The sequence below is a fragment of the Pseudoalteromonas sp. XI10 genome, assembly GCF_001469895.1.
In the GTDB taxonomy this organism is placed as follows: domain Bacteria; phylum Pseudomonadota; class Gammaproteobacteria; order Enterobacterales; family Alteromonadaceae; genus Pseudoalteromonas.
Window position 1 is genome coordinate 59,663 of the sequence record NZ_LOPY01000040.1, and the last position, 19,307, is coordinate 78,969.

13 protein-coding genes are annotated in these 19,307 nt (G+C 40.3%); 5 read left to right on the plus strand and 8 right to left on the minus strand.

Going from position 1 to position 19,307, the window contains the following annotated elements; all coding sequences use genetic code 11:
• Window positions 1-563: 563 nt before the first annotated feature.
• Window positions 564-2,189: an alpha-glucosidase family protein gene (locus AUR67_RS10050; RefSeq protein WP_058585176.1), complete on the plus strand. Its 1,626-nt coding sequence runs from the start codon at window positions 564-566 to the stop codon at window positions 2,187-2,189.
• Window positions 2,190-2,250: 61 nt separating this feature from the next.
• Here AUR67_RS10050 and AUR67_RS10055 read toward each other — a convergent pair whose 3' ends face one another.
• Window positions 2,251-2,799: a TIGR00645 family protein gene (locus tag AUR67_RS10055; RefSeq protein ID WP_058585177.1), complete on the minus strand. Its 549-nt coding sequence runs from the start codon at window positions 2,797-2,799 to the stop codon at window positions 2,251-2,253.
• 239 nt (window positions 2,800-3,038) lie between these two features.
• Here AUR67_RS10055 and AUR67_RS10060 point away from each other — a divergent pair, with 239 nt between their 5' ends.
• Complete coding sequence (locus AUR67_RS10060; protein WP_054551458.1) at window positions 3,039-3,281, plus strand: hypothetical protein; 243 nt, start codon at window positions 3,039-3,041, stop codon at window positions 3,279-3,281.
• Window positions 3,282-3,348: 67 nt separating this feature from the next.
• Here AUR67_RS10060 and AUR67_RS10065 read toward each other — a convergent pair whose 3' ends face one another.
• The 4 genes from AUR67_RS10065 to AUR67_RS10080 all read right to left on the minus strand — a co-directional run bounded on the left by AUR67_RS10065 (window position 3,349) and on the right by AUR67_RS10080 (window position 10,540).
• The gene (locus AUR67_RS10065) at window positions 3,349-3,534 is read right to left on the minus strand and encodes a YrhK family protein (protein ID WP_058585178.1); all 186 of its coding nucleotides are present in this window, start codon (window positions 3,532-3,534) and stop codon (window positions 3,349-3,351) included.
• A 9-nt stretch (window positions 3,535-3,543) separates the two neighbouring features.
• Window positions 3,544-3,999 carry a carboxymuconolactone decarboxylase family protein gene (locus AUR67_RS10070; RefSeq protein WP_058585179.1) on the minus strand — a complete coding sequence of 152 codons (456 nt, stop codon included), beginning with the start codon at window positions 3,997-3,999 and terminating at the stop codon, window positions 3,544-3,546.
• A gap of 145 nt (window positions 4,000-4,144) precedes the next feature.
• Window positions 4,145-6,805 carry a type I DNA topoisomerase gene (gene topA / locus AUR67_RS10075; RefSeq protein WP_058585180.1) on the minus strand — a complete coding sequence of 887 codons (2,661 nt, stop codon included), beginning with the start codon at window positions 6,803-6,805 and terminating at the stop codon, window positions 4,145-4,147.
• 309 nt (window positions 6,806-7,114) lie between these two features.
• Window positions 7,115-10,540: a hypothetical protein gene (locus AUR67_RS10080; RefSeq protein ID WP_058585181.1), complete on the minus strand. Its 3,426-nt coding sequence runs from the start codon at window positions 10,538-10,540 to the stop codon at window positions 7,115-7,117.
• Between the two features lie 192 nt (window positions 10,541-10,732).
• On the opposite strand from AUR67_RS10080, the gene AUR67_RS10085 reads away from it, so the two are divergent.
• Window positions 10,733-12,064 (plus strand): dicarboxylate/amino acid:cation symporter, encoded by a 1,332-nt coding sequence (locus AUR67_RS10085; protein WP_055020834.1) that lies wholly within the window; start codon window positions 10,733-10,735, stop codon window positions 12,062-12,064.
• A gap of 64 nt (window positions 12,065-12,128) precedes the next feature.
• Here the strand turns inward: AUR67_RS10085 and sohB are convergent, their stop codons facing one another.
• Together sohB and AUR67_RS10095 are read right to left on the minus strand one after the other, a co-directional pair.
• Window positions 12,129-13,145 (minus strand): protease SohB, encoded by a 1,017-nt coding sequence (gene sohB / locus AUR67_RS10090; protein ID WP_058585182.1) that lies wholly within the window; start codon window positions 13,143-13,145, stop codon window positions 12,129-12,131.
• A gap of 115 nt (window positions 13,146-13,260) precedes the next feature.
• Window positions 13,261-15,693 carry a VolA/Pla-1 family phospholipase gene (locus tag AUR67_RS10095; protein ID WP_058585183.1) on the minus strand — a complete coding sequence of 811 codons (2,433 nt, stop codon included), beginning with the start codon at window positions 15,691-15,693 and terminating at the stop codon, window positions 13,261-13,263.
• A gap of 228 nt (window positions 15,694-15,921) precedes the next feature.
• Between AUR67_RS10095 and AUR67_RS10100 the strand changes: the two genes are divergently transcribed.
• Window positions 15,922-16,665 (plus strand): YciK family oxidoreductase, encoded by a 744-nt coding sequence (locus AUR67_RS10100; protein WP_054562005.1) that lies wholly within the window; start codon window positions 15,922-15,924, stop codon window positions 16,663-16,665.
• 59 nt (window positions 16,666-16,724) lie between these two features.
• On the opposite strand, the gene pssA is transcribed toward AUR67_RS10100, so the two are convergent.
• The gene (gene pssA / locus AUR67_RS10105) at window positions 16,725-18,050 is read right to left on the minus strand and encodes a CDP-diacylglycerol--serine O-phosphatidyltransferase (RefSeq protein ID WP_058585184.1); all 1,326 of its coding nucleotides are present in this window, start codon (window positions 18,048-18,050) and stop codon (window positions 16,725-16,727) included.
• A gap of 288 nt (window positions 18,051-18,338) precedes the next feature.
• On the opposite strand from pssA, the gene trxB reads away from it, so the two are divergent.
• Entirely contained in the window at window positions 18,339-19,289 is a 951-nt protein-coding gene (trxB, locus tag AUR67_RS10110; protein WP_054551466.1) for a thioredoxin-disulfide reductase, read from the plus strand.
• Window positions 19,290-19,307: the final 18 nt, after the last annotated feature.

Below are 19,307 nucleotides of genomic sequence, written 5' to 3' on the forward strand. Positions count from 1 at the left end.
TTAACAAATTTATGCATACGTATTCAGCGTAGTCCACCACCACGAACATTAACAACATTTTTACAAAATGGAATTGTAACCATATGAATATAAATGATTTATCAATTTTATTGTGTGATTTAATAGTATTGAAACATTTTCGCTATATTTTCGCCCCAAATTTGGTTACACAAATAGGTACTAAGCCATTTATCTCGGTTAGATGGTGACTTAACGCAATTATTAAAGGTACTAGTCTATACCAATGATAATTGGTCTTACCAATATAACCCCTGCACCATTATGGTGTAAGCCAGCTATATTATGCACCAAGCTGGCGTTCGCGATCATAATTAAAACCCAGCAAACCTAATTGGTAAATTTTATTGATAGAAATTCGAGTTGTTTACTTTTAAATCAAGTTAATAAATTTTACTGAGAACAAAGATGAATTTGGCGTGCATACGTATGCAGAGTTTTTACAGTATCTCACCCTTCACGTATGCTTTTGACATTCCGGCAACATATTGCATTAACGGTTGCCTAACAGTTTACATACACTGAGTGTCACAATGGAGAAAAACATGGCTCAAAAGCAGTGGTATAAAGGTGCGGTTATTTATCAAGTTTACCCGCGCAGTTTCCAAGACACCAATGGCGATGGCATTGGTGATATCAAAGGTATCATTGATCGTATTGATTATATTAAAAGCCTAGGTGTTGATGCTATTTGGGTTTCGCCTTTCTTTAAATCACCAATGAAAGACTTTGGTTATGACATCAGTGACTATCGTGATATCGACCCATTGTTTGGTAACCTTGACGATTTTGATGAACTCATTGCACAAGCTCATCAACGTGATATTAAGATCATTATTGATCAGGTATTGAGCCATACCTCAGATCAACATCAATGGTTCCTTGATAGCCGTGAAGATAAAACCAACGACAAATCAGATTGGTACGTTTGGGCTGATGCAAAGCCTGATGGCACACAGCCAAATAACTGGTTATCAATTTTTGGTGGCCCTGCATGGCAATGGGAACCGCGTCGTGGTCAATATTACTTACATAACTTCTTTGCTGAGCAGCCAGATTTAAACTTCCATAACCCTGAAGTACGCACAGCAGTATTAGATAATGTTGAGTTTTGGCTGAAGAAAGGCGTTGATGGCTTCCGTTTAGATGCAATTAACTTTTGCTATCACGATGCTCAATTACGTGATAATCCAGCTAAGCCACCAGAGAAACGTCAAGGCCGTGGCTTTAGCGAAGACAACCCTTATGCGTTCCAGTATCACTACTACAATAATACGCAACCTGAAAACCTTAGTTTTATGCAGGACATTCGTGCCCTACTAAACAAGTATCCTGGTACAGTTGCATTAGGCGAAATCTCATCTGAAGATTCACTCGCAACTATGGCTGAGTACACATCAGGTGGTGACAAACTTCATATGGGTTATAGCTTTGAGCTACTGACTAACGACTATAGCGCGGAATATATTCGTACTACAGTTAGCACTTTAGAGCAGCGCATGACTGAAGGTTGGCCATGTTGGGCATTTAGCAACCACGACGTAGAACGTGTTGCTAGCCGTTGGAGTCAAGGTGAAAAAATTGAGCCTCAGCAATGTAAGATGCTAACAGCCCTACTTGCTTCGTTACGTGGTAGCGTTTGTATGTACCAAGGTGAAGAACTTGGTTTAGGTGAAGCTGAAGTTGCATTTGAAGACTTACAAGACCCATATGGCATTACATTCTGGCCAAATTTTAAAGGCCGTGACGGCTGTCGTACACCAATGCCATGGGATGCAGCAGATGCTGAGCAAGCTGGCTTCTCAACAGTAAAACCTTGGCTACCTGTGGGCGATGCGCACAAATCTGTTGCGGTAAATACGCAAGATCAAGATAAAGATTCAATTCTAAATGCATATCGTGAATTTATGGCATGGCGTAAAGATAAGAACGTATTGTTAGAAGGCGATATTGAATTTATCGAAACGCAAGAGCCAGTGCTTGCTTTTTATAGAACGCTTAACGACACTAAAATGCTTTGTGCATTTAACTTAGGTGCACAAAGTAGTGAACTGACAATCTCTGATTCTGTGTCTTCACAGCATACTGAGATATCTCATCACACAGCTGAATTAAACAATAATACAGTCACTCTGCCCGGGTTCGGTTGCTTTTACGCAACCCTGAATTAATAATCAGTTGTTAAAAACCAAGCCCTGCAATTGCAGGGCTTTTTTATTCCTAATCGTGGTATTAGTGGTTCATGGTTTTACTATTAATGTAATCTGTGAGTGCAAACAACACCCCCGACACCACAAACGTGACATGAATTAACACCTTCCAGAGTAGCTCATCTGTTGAATGGTTGTTCGAGCTAATAAAGACTTTTAAAAGCTCCACAGCCGATATAGCGACAATAGCGCTTATCAGTTTCATCTTCAGACCCGAGAAACCAACTTTACCCATCCACACAGGCCTGTCTTCATGGTTGTCTATATTCAACTTTGATACAAAGTTTTCGTAGCCACTGAAAATGATGATAAGCAAAAGCCCTGCTAATAGCGCAGTGTCAACTAAAGTCAAAATACCTACCAAAAGCTCTTGGTTTGACGCAGTGAATGTATTTAAGGCCATACTGTATAAATATTTAAAGAACTTTAGCAGCAGTAATACCACAGCGACTAATAAGCCAATAAAGAATGGTGCTAATAACCAACGCGAGCGAAAAATAAAACTCTCAACAACTTGTTCTAGTTTGGTTGGTACTTTCTTTATTTTTGAATGAGTCACTTGTTCAGACATAAGTTAGTTCACTTTTCTTTTAAAATTAGCGCGATAATACGTGTTTTGACCTTACGATTACCAGCATTAGAGGCAAAAAGAGTGGTTATTTTTTGCTTATCTTTACGATAAAAATTTTTCGTTATCTTTTTTTGAAATTTAGTTTATAAATTCACTCAAGCAAAGTGAAACACACATTGCGCACCATTACTGTGCAATTGAGCCGGTAATAATTACTTTTGTTGATTAGGAATAATTAAATGAAAAAAGCATTGCTAGCACTAATTTTGGCACCTGTTTTAAGCGTGTCAGCAACGAATGCAATCGCTAACGAAGCACCTGAAGCATCAGCTGAAATGATCAAAGAATACACTGAAATGTGTTTAAACTGGGCAAAAGATGATGACATCAGCAACGAAGAATTAAAGCCATACGTATTAAAATGTGTAAACGATGAGCTTGAAGCTGAAGGCTATAAAAAAGTAAAAGACGTACAAATCTAATTTTACGCCTGCTTAGAATATAGAAAAACCGGAATGACACAATGATGTGCGCTCCGGTTTTTTGTTTTTAATGGCTGTAATAATCAGCTAATGCACTGAATAAAAATAATAACGAACCTATCATGAATAACACCAGCCCAAATGTGGCATACTCTATAAATGCAGGTAAAAATAAGCTACTCCCAAAGAAAAAGGCGCATGCTGATATGATATTCACCAACGCATTAACTTTAGGTGCGAGTGTAAACTTCATCACCATTCCTTATTCTGTTAACTCAGGGATAAAGTGAAACGCTTTAACTATGCGATTCCAGCTGTTTATCTCAAGTACTACCGTCGTTAATACCACGATGTCTTTTTCGTTAAAGATAGCAGACACTTGGTTGTAAACATCGTCTTCAACATGTTTATCAATGATATTTGTTAAGGCTTCCGCCCAAGCGAGTGCTGCAGTTTCTTGTTCTGAAAATACAGGGACTTCACGCCAAGCGGCTAGTACATCGAGTCGCTGTTGACGCTCACCTTGGCTTCTCAGCTCAGCTGAATGCATATGCTGACAAAACCCACAGCCATTAATTTGCGACACTCTTAATCTTACTAAATCAGCGAGCTTCGCGGTTATATTTGTATCTTCTGGCAGTGCGCTGAGCCCAGTTAAATGTTTAACAAGTCCTGGGTTGAGTGAATATAGCTGCTGTTGTGATAAACGTGTTTGCATTTTAAATCTCCTGTCTTGATTTTGATGACAGAATAACAACAGCCTCAAAGCAAATATTGGTAAAAAACGACATTCGCAGTGTCATACAAGCACAAAAAAGGGATTGCAACTGCAACCCCTTTTTATAATCAAGATAGATATAAACTTACTTTTTAGCTGCCGCTTTTTTCTTAGCTGGCGCTTTCTTTTTACTCTCTTCTACCCACTTGCCATTTTGGTAGTGAGCAGTCCAGCCTGTGGCTTTACCATCTACTTCACTCATTACATACTGCTCTTTATTTTTACGGCTGTATCGAACGACTGAAGGATTACCATCAGGGTCTTTTGCAGGTGCGTCAGCAAGGTAATAAAACTTTTCAGAAATACGATCTCTAAAACGTTTTAATTCTTCCACTTTTGGCGCACGCGTTTCACGTGATTTAGGGAAGGTATTTGCAGCTAAGAAAATACCCGATGCACCATCACGCAGTACAAAGTAAGCTTCTGATTTTTCACATTCAAGTTCAGGTAAATGAACTGGATCTTCTTTTGGTGGCGCGGCTTCACCGTTTTTAAGTAACTTACGTGTATTTTTACACTCTTCATTACTACAACCGAAGTACTTACCAAAACGACCCGATTTTAACTGCATATCTGAGCCACATTTATCACATTCGATAATTGGGCCGTCGTAACCTTTAATTTTAAAGGTACCTTGTTCAACGATATAACCCTTACACGCTGGATTGTTACCGCACACATGTAATTTACGTGTTTCGTCGATCAGGTATGAATCCATTGCAGTTTCGCAGATTGGGCAACGCTTCATTTGCATCAATGATTCAGTTTCTACGTCTTCCACATCTGCCGCAATGGCTTCATCGCCTGGCACCAAGTTCATGGTCGTAGTACAACGCTCTTTAGGTGGCAGGTTGTAACCTGTACAACCTAAAAATACACCGGTTGATGCAGTACGAATACCCATCTTACGACCACAAGTCGGACAATCGATATCAGTCTCGACCATTTGGTTTTGGCGCATACCACCGCGCTCTTCATCGCCTGAGGCAATTTCAAGCTGAGTTGAAAAGTCTGCATAAAATTTATCAAGAACTTGTGTCCAAACACGCTCACCTTCTGCGATATCATCCAGACGACCTTCCATCTTAGCGGTAAAATCAAAGTTCATCAGATCTTCGAAGTTTTCAACTAAGCGGTCTGTAACAATCTCACCCATTTTTTCGGCGAAGAAACGGCGGTTTTCAACACGTACGTAACCACGGTCTTGAATCGTTGAGATAATAGATGCATACGTAGAAGGACGGCCGATGCCGCGCTTTTCTAATTCTTTAACTAAGCTTGCTTCACTAAAACGTGCAGGTGGCTTTGTGAAATGTTGTTTAGGATCTAATTCAACAAGGGTCAGTACATCACCTTCTTTAACCGCAGGCAGTGATTGATCTTCTTCGTTCTTTTTACGAACAGCTGGCTGAACTTTTGTCCAACCATCAAAGCGAAGCACGCGGCCTTTTGCTTTTAACTGATAATCACCGGCACCAACCGTTAAAGTTGTTAAATCGTATTCTGCTGGAACCATTTGGCAGGCAACAAACTGACGCCAGATTAATTCGTAGAGTTTTTTAGCGTCCGCTTCAACACCGTCTAAATGGCCAGATAGCACTGTAACACTCGAAGGACGAATCGCTTCGTGCGCCTCTTGAGCATTACCTTTTGAGCTATAACTAATCGGTGCTTTCGGTAAATACTTCTCACCAAACTGCTCTGTCACGTAATCACGACACATTTCAACCGCATCTTTCGATAAGTTAGTTGAATCGGTACGCATATAAGTAATGTGACCTGCTTCATATAAGCGTTGAGCCAGCATCATGGTCTTCTTAACACCATAACCTAGGCGTGTACTTGCTGCCTGTTGCATGGTTGAAGTAATAAATGGCGCGCTTGGTTTACTCTTACTAGGCTTTTCTTCAACGCTAATGACCTTGTAGTCGGCTTTTTCAAGTTGACTAACGGCATTCATCGCCTGCTCTTCATTAACTGGCTTAAAAGGCTTGTCAGCGTGTTTGGTCACTTCTAGGCGTAAAGCTGCTTCTGTATTTTTAACATCGGCGTGGATATCCCAGAACTCTTCAGGAATAAATGCTTTGATTTCGCGTTCACGTTCAACAAGTAAACGCACTGCGACAGATTGCACACGACCGGCTGATAAGCCACGTGCCACTTTAGCCCACAATAATGGCGACACCATAAAGCCCACTACACGGTCAAGGAAACGACGCGCTTGTTGCGCGTAAACCATGTCAGTGTTTAATTCACCGGGTGTTTCGAATGCTTGCTGAATGGCATTCTTAGTGATTTCGTTAAAAACAACTCGTTTATACTTTTCAGGCTCGCCACCAATAATTTGTTCGAGGTGCCATGCAATCGCTTCCCCCTCTCTATCCAAATCGGTTGCGAGATAGATTTTATCGGCGTTTTCAGCAAGCTTTTTTAATTCTTGAACAACTTTCTCTTTGCCCGGTAAGACTTCGTAATGTGGTTCCCAGCCTTTTTCGGGATCTATACCCATGCGAGCAACAAGATTTTTATAATCGCGTTGCTTCTTATAGGCAGCTTTTTCTTCTGGTGACATTTTTCGAACTTCAGCAGGCGTTTTCGTCGCTGCAGTCTTCGTTTTGCCTGAACCTGAAGTTGGTAGATCACGCACATGTCCAACGCTGGACTTTACGATGAAATCGTTACCTAAGTATTTATTAATTGTTTTTGCCTTTGCTGGAGACTCTACAATTACAAGTGATTTGCCCATAGCTGCCTATTTCTGACCGAGTATTTTAAAAGTTTTTTGCCCTTATAAATGTATATCCATCACATTAAACAAATAAGTATGATTTTTTAACATTGGAGCACGAATATTTATAGGTATATCTACAAACACCAATTGTTACAAGCTTTTAATAGAAACTTTTCTTCATTGAGTGAATAATTAAACAATTTTTGTTGCTAATTTAGTCAATGTGGTGTTTTGCGGTAATTTCAAGGGGAATATATAGAACAGCAACAAAAATGCCAACCTTCTGGTTGGCATTTTTTTAAATTTAAACAATTAACTACTTAATTAGCCATCATCACTTATTGCTATTGTAGCAGTAGATACATTGTCTTTACCTGTTGTGAATTCAACAGTTAAGAAACCATCAGTTTTATCATTTGGATCAGCTTCACGGCTAATCGTAAGGGCAACCCCAGTCGCTGTTGTTCGGCTTGTATTACCTATATCAAAACCAGATGTACCACTGTAATCACCATTATCTGCACTAATTGCAACCGCAGTGCCTGAAGGCATTGAGTTGTTGTAAATATCAGAGAAATAAAGCTCAAAACTCAGCGCTGACAACTGGTTACCTGAATCAGCGGTAGTAATGTTAATTGAGCCTAAATCACAGTAGTCAGTATTCGCTGTGGCTTCTAAACGAGCAATAATAGCACCTGACTGCGTATCTGCTTGTCTATAAATTGTACTACAGTTCTCAATATCAACAGCAAGTTGCATTGCATTATCTGTAAATACAGTTGGATCGTCTTCTGTTGTTTCAGCAAGTGCTTCAGCAAAGCGATTACGTAGCTCATCTTTTGTTACTACAAAACGACTGTATGCAAAGCTTCCTGACATAATAATCTCAAATGAGTCACGAACATCAATAAGCTCTTTGGTACATAAAGTCTCAAATGTTGCGTCTTCATCAGGCTCTGTCGCGGCTGCAGAACACTCAAGACCATTGTATTTACCATCAGCTAGTGTATGCATCTCATTTAAGTCAATATCGAAGTTTTCTTCTGTATGACCTGCATTAGTATTCGTTGCACTACATGGGTCGCTTGCATCACCTTCTTGACAGTTTTCAGCAGCTTTAGTAACCGCAGCTGTAACTGGGTCATAAATTGCAGCTAGACCATCATAAACGCCATTTTCATTATGATCGACAAAGGCTTCAGGTAAGTCATAACCACTGTAATACTCATTTTTGTCATAACGTCCATTACCATTGATGTCGATAAATGACTCTTGACCTTTTGCAGTCACAAGTACTGTTGCGCGACCACCGAGAGGTACACCATCATCATCAAACGCAGCATTTAAAATACCCGCCATACAAGGTGCTGCCACACCAAAATATAGGTCGCAGTTAATTGCACTTGTTTTTGGGTTAGTGCTATTGATTTTATTGCCCCATTTATCTTCGCTAAATGGAATCGGGTTTTGTGAGCGCCACTGTGCAACGCATGCACCATCAACCGTGTTACATTCAAGTTGAGGATTAAACTCCTCACCATCTAATGTCCCTACAGCGCCACCTTCTGTCGTTAAGTAAACCGAAGTCCCATCTGGTACTGGGTTATTGAAGTGATCTGCAACATAAACCGAAATATCTGTGGTATCACCAATGTAATTTAATGCTTCAATGTTGATGATTTCCGGGCCTGCGGTAAAGCTATTACCATCAGGTAAGCCTGAGCTGATTGAAACAAGATCTGAAACGCTTGTTACTTGCTCATCTAATGAAACCAACGAAAGCTCACCAGAGGGACATGAAACACTGCTATCACGGTCTGCTTCATCTAGAAGACATTCGTCATAAAGCTCTTTCCAACAAGTTACATTATCATTTTGATCTGCTGGGATTTGGTCATCAGGAATATAACAGGCTTGTACGCGCACTGCTTGTGGAACAAAACCAGAGTTTATCTGAATTCGAGCTAAACCTTCTGAGTCAGTTGACACGCTGGCATGCGAAAAACCACTTGCATCTGTCACTTCAGAGAGTGAAATTCCACCATTGGTAGAGCTTAAACGAAAATCTAAACGTTTTTGCTTCGCAACATTACCAATTGCATCGGTAAGTTTAAAAGTAAGTTGGCTTGTTTCTTGGCGTGAAACACCACCCGTCCCTTTTAGAGCAAGCACATTTTCTGTTGCTTCTACAAACTCGATTGAGCTTACTTCAGCAGCTGATACAGGCACATTTACTGATACCACTTTTGGTGTTCCACCAGTTAGTACTGTCGCTGTTACTGTATCGCCCTGTGAAGTGTTACAGCCGTTGCTTCTGTAAGTTGCTGTAGCAATGCCGCTAATACTCGTCGCGGTTTCATCCATTACAGATAAATCTGATTCAACACACCCTGAAGTGAACTCAACATCAAGAGGAGAAACATATAAATCACCAGCTGCATCATAAATTGTTACTGTAATAACTGTAGTCGCACCTGCAGCAAGCGGCACAAATTCGTCATCAATAACATTGCCTGAGTCATCAAGCTTGTTATATAAACCATTTGAAATTTCAACGCTTAATTCAGCTGTCGCAATTTCAAATGCTTTTGAAGAAGTCACAGACTTAGCAGTCACAGTAACCTCGCCCGCACCACTATTGGCGCCAGGCTGTAATTTTAAAATGGCAAAGCCAAAGTTGTCAGTCAGGGCTTTTCCAGATTCTGGTAATAAACCACCAAGATCTGTTGAAAGCTCAGCGATAATACCGTCGATACCGTCGCCTGAGCTTGTATCTGTCACTTTAACCATTACATCGATAAGTTCGTCAGATGAGAATTGATTTACAACTGTACACCCTGACGTTAGGTAAGTAGTTTCAAGAGATGTTGTACTACGATTGGCATCCCAATCAGTCGCACAGCCTTGAAGTAGTTTAATATCAAGCTCAGCTTCAGCACTTTCAACCGGGGCATCATCACCATTTGAAATAAAGCCTGCGATTTTTGTGATACTGTTACCACTTTCATCTGTGTAAGTTGCAACGACTTGACCTGCACCTTTAGAGTCACCACTGCTAAGCGTTACAAATGCCTCACCATTTTCATCGGTAAGGGCTGTGCCTAGTACTGGTGTAATTTTACCTGTGTAGTTAGTGGTAAATGAAATAAGTTGCCCATCGAGTGGTGTGTCTTCATCAAGTAAAGTCGCAGTAACCGTACCTTTGTTATCTTTACTCACTGGGTTATCTAGAGAGAATGGCTGACCTGAGCTATCTACGATGTTAAGGCTTAGCGTAACACTACCGCTAACACTCGAGTCATCTGTTTCAGAGCCATCTGATGTAAAACCAAACGTATCAGTATATGTCTCACTATCAATTACATATGTAGCAGTAACACTACCTGCCCCCGCAGTATCACCCGCAGTTAAGGTAATTGATGCAACACCATCAGAATCAGTTAAATCAGTACCAGAAACTGGGTCTAATAGACCTATGTCACCATCTAGACTGAAATTAATAACTGCACCTACAACGGCTTCGTCATTATTAGTCAATGTTGCCGAGATGGTTAACGGTGTGTCAGCTGTAACTGCACTCGCTTCATCTGTAGTAGATTGGTTGTAGCCTTGAACAGACACAACATAGTTTGTTTCTACGGTTGTGTCATCATCTCCATCGGATGAATCACTATCTAATGATCCTCCACCGCCACAGGCGGCTAACAATGAGATGAAAACTAAAACACTTAGCCATCGCAATAAAGGCATCGACCTCTCCCTAGTTAGCTATTTTTTACTTATTTGATTGTTTACCTAATATTAACCTAAAAATTAAACGAAGATCATAATTTTTTTCCTTTAAAGGCAACGAAATTATTTAACTATTTATCGAATTTTTCTGTATAAAAATCTTCATGCTGGTAGTCTATGGCAAAATTTATAAAAAAATAGACTGGGTGTATGTCAAAAGTACGATCTTTAAGCCTTACATCTCGTATCATGGTAGGTATGGTACTGGGTGTAATCGTTGGTTTTATCTTTCAAGCCATTTTAGCGGGTGAAGACGATTTCCTTATTCCACTAGGGTTATTCTCTTTACCAATTAAAGCATTTTTTGTTGATGGTATTTTCCATGTTGGTGGTCAAATTTTCATTGCAAGCTTAAAGATGCTTGTGGTGCCACTGGTTTTTGTATCATTAGTCTGTGGTACTTGTAGCTTAAGCGACCCTAAAAAATTAGGCCGTTTAGGGGGTAAGTCAATTTTGCTTTATTTAGCAACGACCGCAATCGCGATTACTGTTGCTATTACCTTAGCCTTATTAGTTAACCCAGGTGAAGGAATCAACTTACCTTCGGATGCTAACTACAGTGCAAAAGAAGCACCTACCCTTGCGCAAGTCATTATCGGTATGTTCCCAACAAACCCTATTGATGCTATGGCAAGTGGTAATATGCTACAGGTTATTGTTTTTGCATTATTATTCGGTGTTGCTATGGCCCTTAGCGGTAAAGCAGGCCAACGTGTTGCAAATGTTTTTGAAGACTTAAACACTGTTATTTTAAAGCTAGTTACCTTACTTATGAACATTGCACCTTATGGTGTGTTCTTCTTGATGGCAAAACTCTTTACAACCATCGACTTAAAGCTAATTAAGAGCCTTGCTTTATACTTCGGTGTGGTTGTATTTGCACTTCTGTTCCACGGTTTAGTTAACTACAGTGTCTTGTTAAAGTTATTTACCGGCCTTAACCCAATTACGTTTTTAAAGAAGATGAAAAACGCTTGCCTATTTGCATTTAGTACATCTAGCTCAAGTGCAACTATGCCTATTACCCTTGAAACTGCGAGCAAGAAATTAGGTGCGCACAACTCAGTTGCTTCGTTTACTGTACCTTTGGGCGCAACCATTAACATGGACGGCACAGCAATTATGCAAGGTGTTGCGACCGTGTTCATCGCACAGGTATTTTCAGTTGATTTAACGATTTCTGATTACTTAATGGTTATTTTAACTGCAACACTTGCTTCTGTAGGTACTGCGGGCGTACCCGGTGTTGGTCTGATTATGTTAGCCATGGTGTTAAACCAAGTAGGCTTACCTGTAGAAGGTATTGCTATCATCATTGGTGTTGACCGTTTACTAGATATGACACGTACCGCTGTGAACGTTACAGGTGATTGTATGGTGACCTGTGTGGTTGCAAAATCTGAAGGTGAATTTGATGAGGACGTATTTAACGACCCAAATGCCGCTAAAGATTTAGAGGACTATCATAAGTCAATTAAGTAAAGACTTATTCGCAGCCTATAAAAAAACCCGCTAAGTTAGCGGGTTTTTTATTGATAGTGCTTGATTATGGATTTAAGCCTTTAAAACGTGACATTAAACTAACACCCGCTTTACTTACCCCTGAACTTAAACCGACGGCTAGCTTATCGCTTAAATTCTTCTTAATACGGTATTTAACTTTATAAATTTGACGCTCTTTCGCTTGGCTCAATAAGATATCATCACTTGTGTCAATCTTATCAACTAAGCCTTTATCGAACGCTTGGGTAGCAAACCAATGCTCACCGGTTGCAACAGTATCAATATCTAGAGATGGACGCTGCTCACTCACAAATGTTTTGAATAAACCATGGGTTTGTTCTATCTCTTCTTTGAATTTTTCACGACCTTTATCGGTATTTTCACCAAAGATAGTTAGCGTACGCTTGTATTCACCTGCGGTGATTTGCTCAAAATCAACATCATTCTTTTTCAAAATTTTATTAAAGTTAGGAATTTGCGCAATAACACCAATCGAGCCAACAATTGCAAAAGGTGCTGCAACAATCTCATTGGCCACACAGGCCATCATATAGCCACCACTTGCTGCTACTTTATCAATAGCAACAGTTAAATGAATTCCAGCATTACGTAAGCGTTGTAATTGAGATGCAGCAAGGCCATAGCCGTGCACCACACCACCACCACTTTCAAGGCGTACCAGCACGCGATCTTTTTCTTTGTCGGCAATGGTTAAAATAGCGGTAATTTCTTCTCGTAGGCTTTCTACTTCGTGGGCATCAACACTGCCATTAAAGTCAATTACATATAAACGTGATTTAGGCTCGTCGTTTTGCTGTTTTTTAGTCTCAGCTTTTTGCTTTTTTTGGTGAGCCTTGAGCTCTTTTTTTGAAAGGGTATTTTCGATAAAGCTTTGTTTTAGATCATCAAGTTGCTCACTCAAATCATCAATCGTTATCTCCCCTTTCTTCGCTTTGGGTTTCACTGCAGCGCCCATGATAATGGCAACAATCACAGCAATTGCGATGACAAATGTCAGGGTCTTTGCAAAAAATAACCCGTATTCATATAAAAATTCCAATCAAACTCTCCATTTATTAATGCATCGGCACAATTTACCACGCTTTAAAGCAAAAAAAAGCCACATGATGTGGCTTTTTACTTAATTGGTTATTACTTAATTAGTAAGGATTCGATTATTCAGTAACGACTTCTGTATTAGTAACCTGAAGATACTGACCACGGCTAGCTAGGAAAGTCGCGATTTGCAATTGCATTTCTGCAGTTGCCGCCGCACTTTCTTCAGCAGTTGCACCTGAATCTGCCGTTGCAGCAGGTGTTAACACTGAACTGTGATGGCCTTTAGTGAATTTAACCACATAACTCATTGCATCAGCTGTTGGACCTTGTGTTTCAGCTACCGTTGATAAATCCATTAGGTTAGCAAGAGGTAAACTACCAGCAATTGGGTTACTCGCTACCATTGGTGGAATAACCATATCAGCATTGTTATTTTCACCATCACCCACTACAACGCTCATGTATACTGGCGTGCCAAGTGCTGCAACAGATGCTGCGTAGTTAGAAGGGTCGCCGCTATCAAGTGCTGTTTGCGCAGCAAAGGCAAACTGAGTGATCACACTTTGAATGTTAGCTAATTTTGCTGTTTCGCCCGCCATTGTTAACGAACTTACGTACTCTTTATAAGCACATGTAACGAAAGCAGTTTGGTTAGACGCAAGTGAACCACAGTTCGATAGCGCTTCATTTTGAGCATAAGCTCCAAACTCCGCAGATTCAGCTGTACCAGCTGCAAGTAATACAGATCCTTGTACAAATGGGCCAAATGTATTTGACTCAATTAAGAAGCTGGCGATACCACCGCCACCACTGGCAAGTGCTACGCTTTTAACGTTGAACATTGGATCAACTTGATCAGCTAGCGGAGCATTAGTCACAGCAACAAATGCTGGAGCAACTACCGAGCCTAATGAATGACCTAAGAATGATACATCTTGGGCATTTAAATCAGCAGCACCGGTAAAGTTAAGACCTAAGCGTAAGCCAAGTAAATCAGCAACTGATTGACGTAAGCTATCACGCGCTACTAATAATGACTGCAAGTTCATGTAGCTGAGTACAGAACCTGTAGAAGCATTAAAGTCGTCAGTACCGTCACCGTCTACATCTACACCACGCTCACCATGCATAGGGTGATCGATTGCTGCTGTTGCAAAGCCTTGCATTGTTAGCTGTGCGGTAATAGCGAGCATATCTTCTTTTTTAGAAGTAATACCGTGCTGCAAAATAACGACAGGCCAACCACCTTCAGGCATTGCTAACTCATCCATACCTAACTGACCACGTATTGCATTGATCACAGGTAAAATTGGTTTAGTAATTTGTACTGGCACGTTCGCAATGCTTTGTGTTTTTGGAATTGTGTTGTACTTAGTTAAGTGTTTAGTTTGGTCTAAACCTAAGTCGCGTAACTTACCATCACTTAACGCCATACAAAGGCCATCAGTTTCGCTAATTGGGTCTGTTGGGAATGAATCACCCGCTGCTGCCGCATAACCAAGTACAGCTACACCACTATCACACAAACCTTGCCAATAAGTCGCTGATAAATCATCGACCGTTGTGCCTGTTGGTGTTGCTAAATACATAGGTAACATTACGCTACCCTTTTGATACTGCACACCACCAAACACAGGTGATAAACCTGTAACACCTTGTGATGCGAATACTTGCTCAACCGTAATAACAGGTTGCTCAGGAATTTGCACCATCGGCGTAGGTAGTGCATCTTGCGTTAAACTTGCTGCAAGCAGCTGTTTTACTGTACCAAGTACTTGACCTGCTGATTGCATTGTCATCGCAGCAGAATAGATAATTTCATCTTTTGTGATTGCACCACCCGATGTCACAGCATCTTCGTAGCTATTGATAACCGCTTGAAGTGACTTTTGCGAATCAGTGATAAGTGTTGTCTCTTCGCTCACTAGTGCATAAGTTGAAGATGGCTCAATTGAACGCCCTTCTGAGTCCATTAATGACGTTGTCAGAACATTAATGTAAGTGCTGCCCGCTTTAAATGGCTTAAGTGGGATAACAGCAACCGCATCACCAGAACCTTGAGTAATGAAGTCAACGCCAAATGTTAATTCAGACACTAATTTACAAGCAATACCCGCTGGCACTTGCGAGCAAGTTTCATCTGTTTGGCTTGCCCCCATTACAACTTCAAAAATACGCACAGCTCCTGGTGAAGCAGCAGAAGTCATATCAAGAGAAATACCCTCAGGGAATGCTAAATCGATTGCAAACGGAGTTTGTGTTGACCAGCCATCAAGGGCACCAAGTGCAAGCTGAGGATCAGCATAAGCTGCACGTTCAACACTGACATTGTTGTCGTCTAATTCACCCGGCATGTTTAAAGTACCATCAAGGGTACCACTCATCAGTAAGTCATTCGGTACTGAGATTACACTATTCGCTGGGTCAAATTTTACTGTCGCGGTTGGGAGAACAGGAGGATTATCATTTTTTACATCTTCTAATGTTTCTCCTCCACCACAGCCAGTAATGGCTGACGCAATGGCTAGTGAGAGTAGCAGTTTTTTCATAATTTCGCTCCGCGCAAATCTTATTGTTATTGTGTGTTCAGGGTTAAAAGTAGTTATTCTACTACCTTCATTCTAAGTTAATTTAATGTAATTAGGTTATTAATGAGACATTAGACCAGTTAAAGTTAACGTAAAGTTTCAATTTTCGCCACCTTAATTTGCAATAAATTCGATAACTTGGCTTTTTGCTATGGTAAAATAATGAAAAATCTAATCGATGGTACGTTTATGCATACTTATAAAGCCGCAGAGAATGCGCTAAAAGACAAAGTAATTTTAATAACAGGTGCTGGTGACGGCATTGGTCGTGTTGCCGCATTAACTTATGCTAAGCATGGTGCCACTGTTATTTTACTTGGAAAAACAACCAATAAACTTGAATGTGTTTACGATGAAATTGTAAATGCAGGCTACCCACAACCGGCTATTGTGCCAATGGATCTAAAAGGTGCCACAAAACAAAACTACCGTGACTTAGCTGCAACCATCGAAATGCAGTTCGGTAAATTAGATGGTTTACTCAATAACGCAGGTATTTTAGGTTCATTGGGCCCACTTGAACATTTCTGTGTTTCTACCTTTGAAAACATCATGAAAGTGAATGTAACCGCACAAGCTATGATCACTAAATTCATGTTCCCACTGCTTCGCAAATCTGATAGCGCATCTGTTATTTTTACTTCGTCAGGTGTTGGTCGCCAAGGCCGTGAACACTGGGGTGCGTATGCAATCTCAAAATTTGCTGTAGAAGGTATGATGCAAACTTGGGCTTGTGAAGTGGGTAAAACTAATATTCGCGTAAACTGTATTAACCCAGGTGCTACTCGCACATCGATGCGCGCATCAGCATACCCTGGTGAAGATAGAGATAAGTTAGCAACACCTGAAGATTTAATGCCAACATATTTATACTTGATGAGCGACGACTCTAAAGAGGTAAACGGCCAGTCTTTAGATGCTCAGCAAAAATAAAGCAGATTGCTAATATCTAGATACAAAAAAGCAGCTTTCGCTGCTTTTTTAATTTTCGATTAAATAAAACGTTTGATAATAAAATCAACTTTTACACGTTTAGCCTGCCCCAATAGCTTTTTAACCGGTGCAGGATAGTCATCCATCGTCTCTAAATCCTGTGGACCTGTTAAACGACGACAGTGCTGCAAAATAGCTTGTTTTTCATTTTCTATTTGCTCAAGAATATGCTGCTTAGGGTCATCAATTAAAATACCGTTTTCGATATCTAAGCCCCATGCGCGTGGATTCAAATTATGCCCACTTAATAAATGTAAGCGCTTATCAGAGCAAATCCCTTTTAAGTGAAAAGAATTACTTTCATGCTTCCAAAGGTATACATTCAAATTACCATTACTGATGTGGCGTTTTTGTGACTTTAAAAACTTATATAAAATGGTTTCATATAAATAAGGTAATGCACCAATTTTACTAAATGGCTCACTTGGCGGCAGATAAAAATCGTTTGCGGTTTTATCACCTACCACAATAGTTACCTGCTTGCCTTGCTTCAATAAACGGCGTAATGAACGCATTAATGGCGCAGGAAAGTTAAAGTAAGGGGTATAAAGAACGAGTTCTTGCTCTGTGGTATCGAATAACGACTTAATTAAACGATTCAGTTTATTACTACGACGCCCTAAACCTAAAAATAAGCGCACACCCAACTCATCAGCATTCGCTTCAGCTGCACTTTCGTAACTTGCCGATTTAAGTTCACGCATCAATTGTTTTTGTGCGACTTTAATATCATTAAATTTTACCAGTGGACGCATATCAATACGTGGCACTGCAGCTGAGCTTAAAAGATGTGTTTCTATAAATTCGATGACCGAATTACATAATCCAGCTTGGCGAACTAAAAAGTAGCGGTCTAAACGGTAACGTTCGTCTTGCTGTAGATATACATTATTTAAGCTTGCGCCGCTGTATAATAATGTGTTGTCAATCACAAAGCCTTTTAAATGCAATACCCCGAAAAGCTCTTTGGCTTTTACAGGAACACCATGAACTTTAACATTTGATTGATACTGCTCTTGAAAATCACAATACATGCTGGCATTGCCATCAGACTTAGCCGCACCAATTAAACCACGTTGAGCTCGGTGAAAATCAACGAGTACTTTTACTTCTAACTCAGGGTTAGCAAGTGATGCTTGATGTAACGCCGTTAATATTTCTCGCCCAGCTTCATCGTCTTGCAAATATAAAGCAGTAATATAAATTCTTTTTTTCGCTGCACCAATTAAACGCAATAGTTCAGTGCGATACTCTTTTGCATTGGTTAAGACCTGTACGTCTTCTGTAGTCAGCCCAAAAGCGGGCTTTTCCTGCCAAAATACCATAATTGCCTGTTCGTTTAGTTAGCTCATACCAAGAGCTAATATCAAAATTAGCTAAAACATACCAAAAAAATATTGCTTGGTCATGAATTACCGTACTTTGATCACAGAACAATTTGTAATTAGCCTGTTTTATGAGCAAAAAGAGTTATTTAAATTATAATAAGTAAGGATTATTTGACAGCTTAGCGATTTGACTAAAAAAATAATCAGGGCTTTTGTTTACATCCGCCTTGTTTTTCTTAGAATCGGGCGCATAGACATCGTATTGAAACGTTTTTAGGAAAAACCATGAGTGACGCAAAACACTGTAAACTATTAATCTTAGGTTCTGGCCCAGCAGGTTACACGGCAGCGGTATACGCAGCACGTGCCAACCTTAACCCTGTTCTTATCACCGGTATTCAGCAAGGTGGTCAATTAACGACAACCACTGAAGTTGAAAACTGGCCTGGCGATGCACACGGTTTAACTGGTCCTGCATTAATGGACCGTATGAAAGAACACGCTGAACGTTTCGAGACTGAAATTGTTTTTGATCATATTAATAAAGTTGATGTTTCAAAGCGCCCTTTCACTTTAACTGGTGACTCAGGCACATATACGTGTGATGCATTAATTATCGCAACAGGCGCGTCGGCTAAATACTTAGGTTTAGAATCAGAGACTAACTTCCAAGGTCGTGGTGTTTCTGCTTGTGCAACCTGTGATGGTTTCTTCTACCGTGGTCAAAAAGTAGCGGTTGTGGGCGGTGGTAACACTGCTGTTGAAGAAGCACTTTACTTATCAAATATCGCTGATGAAGTTCACGTTATCCACCGTCGTGACAGCTTCCGCAGTGAGAAAATCTTAGCAGATCGTTTAAAAGAAAAAGCTGAAAACGGTAACGTTGTTTTACATTACAATCGCACTTTAGATGAAGTACTTGGTGATGAAATGGGCGTAACTGGCATCCGAATTAAAGCAACTGATTCTGAAGAAACAGAAAACTTAGATCTTGCGGGTGTATTCATTGCAATTGGCCATAAGCCAAACACTGACATGTTTGAAGGTCAGCTAGAAATGAAAGACGGCTATTTAGTCGTTCAGTCTGGTTTAAACGGTAACGCAACACAAACAAGCGTACCAGGTGTATTTGCTGCAGGTGACGTGTCTGATCACATTTATCGTCAAGCAATCACATCAGCAGGTACTGGTTGTATGGCTGCACTTGATGCAGAACGCTTCTTAGATAACCTATAAAATAGTTGATCTAAAGCA

Coding starts and splice junctions, on each gene's coding strand:
- AUR67_RS10050 (WP_058585176.1), top strand. CDS start 564: ATGGCTCAAAAGCAGTGGTATAAAGGTGCGGTTATTTATCAAGTTTAC.
- AUR67_RS10055 (WP_058585177.1), bottom strand. CDS start 2,799: ATGTCTGAACAAGTGACTCATTCAAAAATAAAGAAAGTACCAACCAAA.
- AUR67_RS10060 (WP_054551458.1), top strand. CDS start 3,039: ATGAAAAAAGCATTGCTAGCACTAATTTTGGCACCTGTTTTAAGCGTG.
- AUR67_RS10065 (WP_058585178.1), bottom strand. CDS start 3,534: ATGAAGTTTACACTCGCACCTAAAGTTAATGCGTTGGTGAATATCATA.
- AUR67_RS10070 (WP_058585179.1), bottom strand. CDS start 3,999: ATGCAAACACGTTTATCACAACAGCAGCTATATTCACTCAACCCAGGA.
- topA (WP_058585180.1), bottom strand. CDS start 6,805: ATGGGCAAATCACTTGTAATTGTAGAGTCTCCAGCAAAGGCAAAAACA.
- AUR67_RS10080 (WP_058585181.1), bottom strand. CDS start 10,540: ATGCCTTTATTGCGATGGCTAAGTGTTTTAGTTTTCATCTCATTGTTA.
- AUR67_RS10085 (WP_055020834.1), top strand. CDS start 10,733: ATGTCAAAAGTACGATCTTTAAGCCTTACATCTCGTATCATGGTAGGT.
- AUR67_RS10095 (WP_058585183.1), bottom strand. CDS start 15,693: ATGAAAAAACTGCTACTCTCACTAGCCATTGCGTCAGCCATTACTGGC.
- AUR67_RS10100 (WP_054562005.1), top strand. CDS start 15,922: ATGCATACTTATAAAGCCGCAGAGAATGCGCTAAAAGACAAAGTAATT.
- pssA (WP_058585184.1), bottom strand. CDS start 18,050: ATGGTATTTTGGCAGGAAAAGCCCGCTTTTGGGCTGACTACAGAAGAC.
- trxB (WP_054551466.1), top strand. CDS start 18,339: ATGAGTGACGCAAAACACTGTAAACTATTAATCTTAGGTTCTGGCCCA.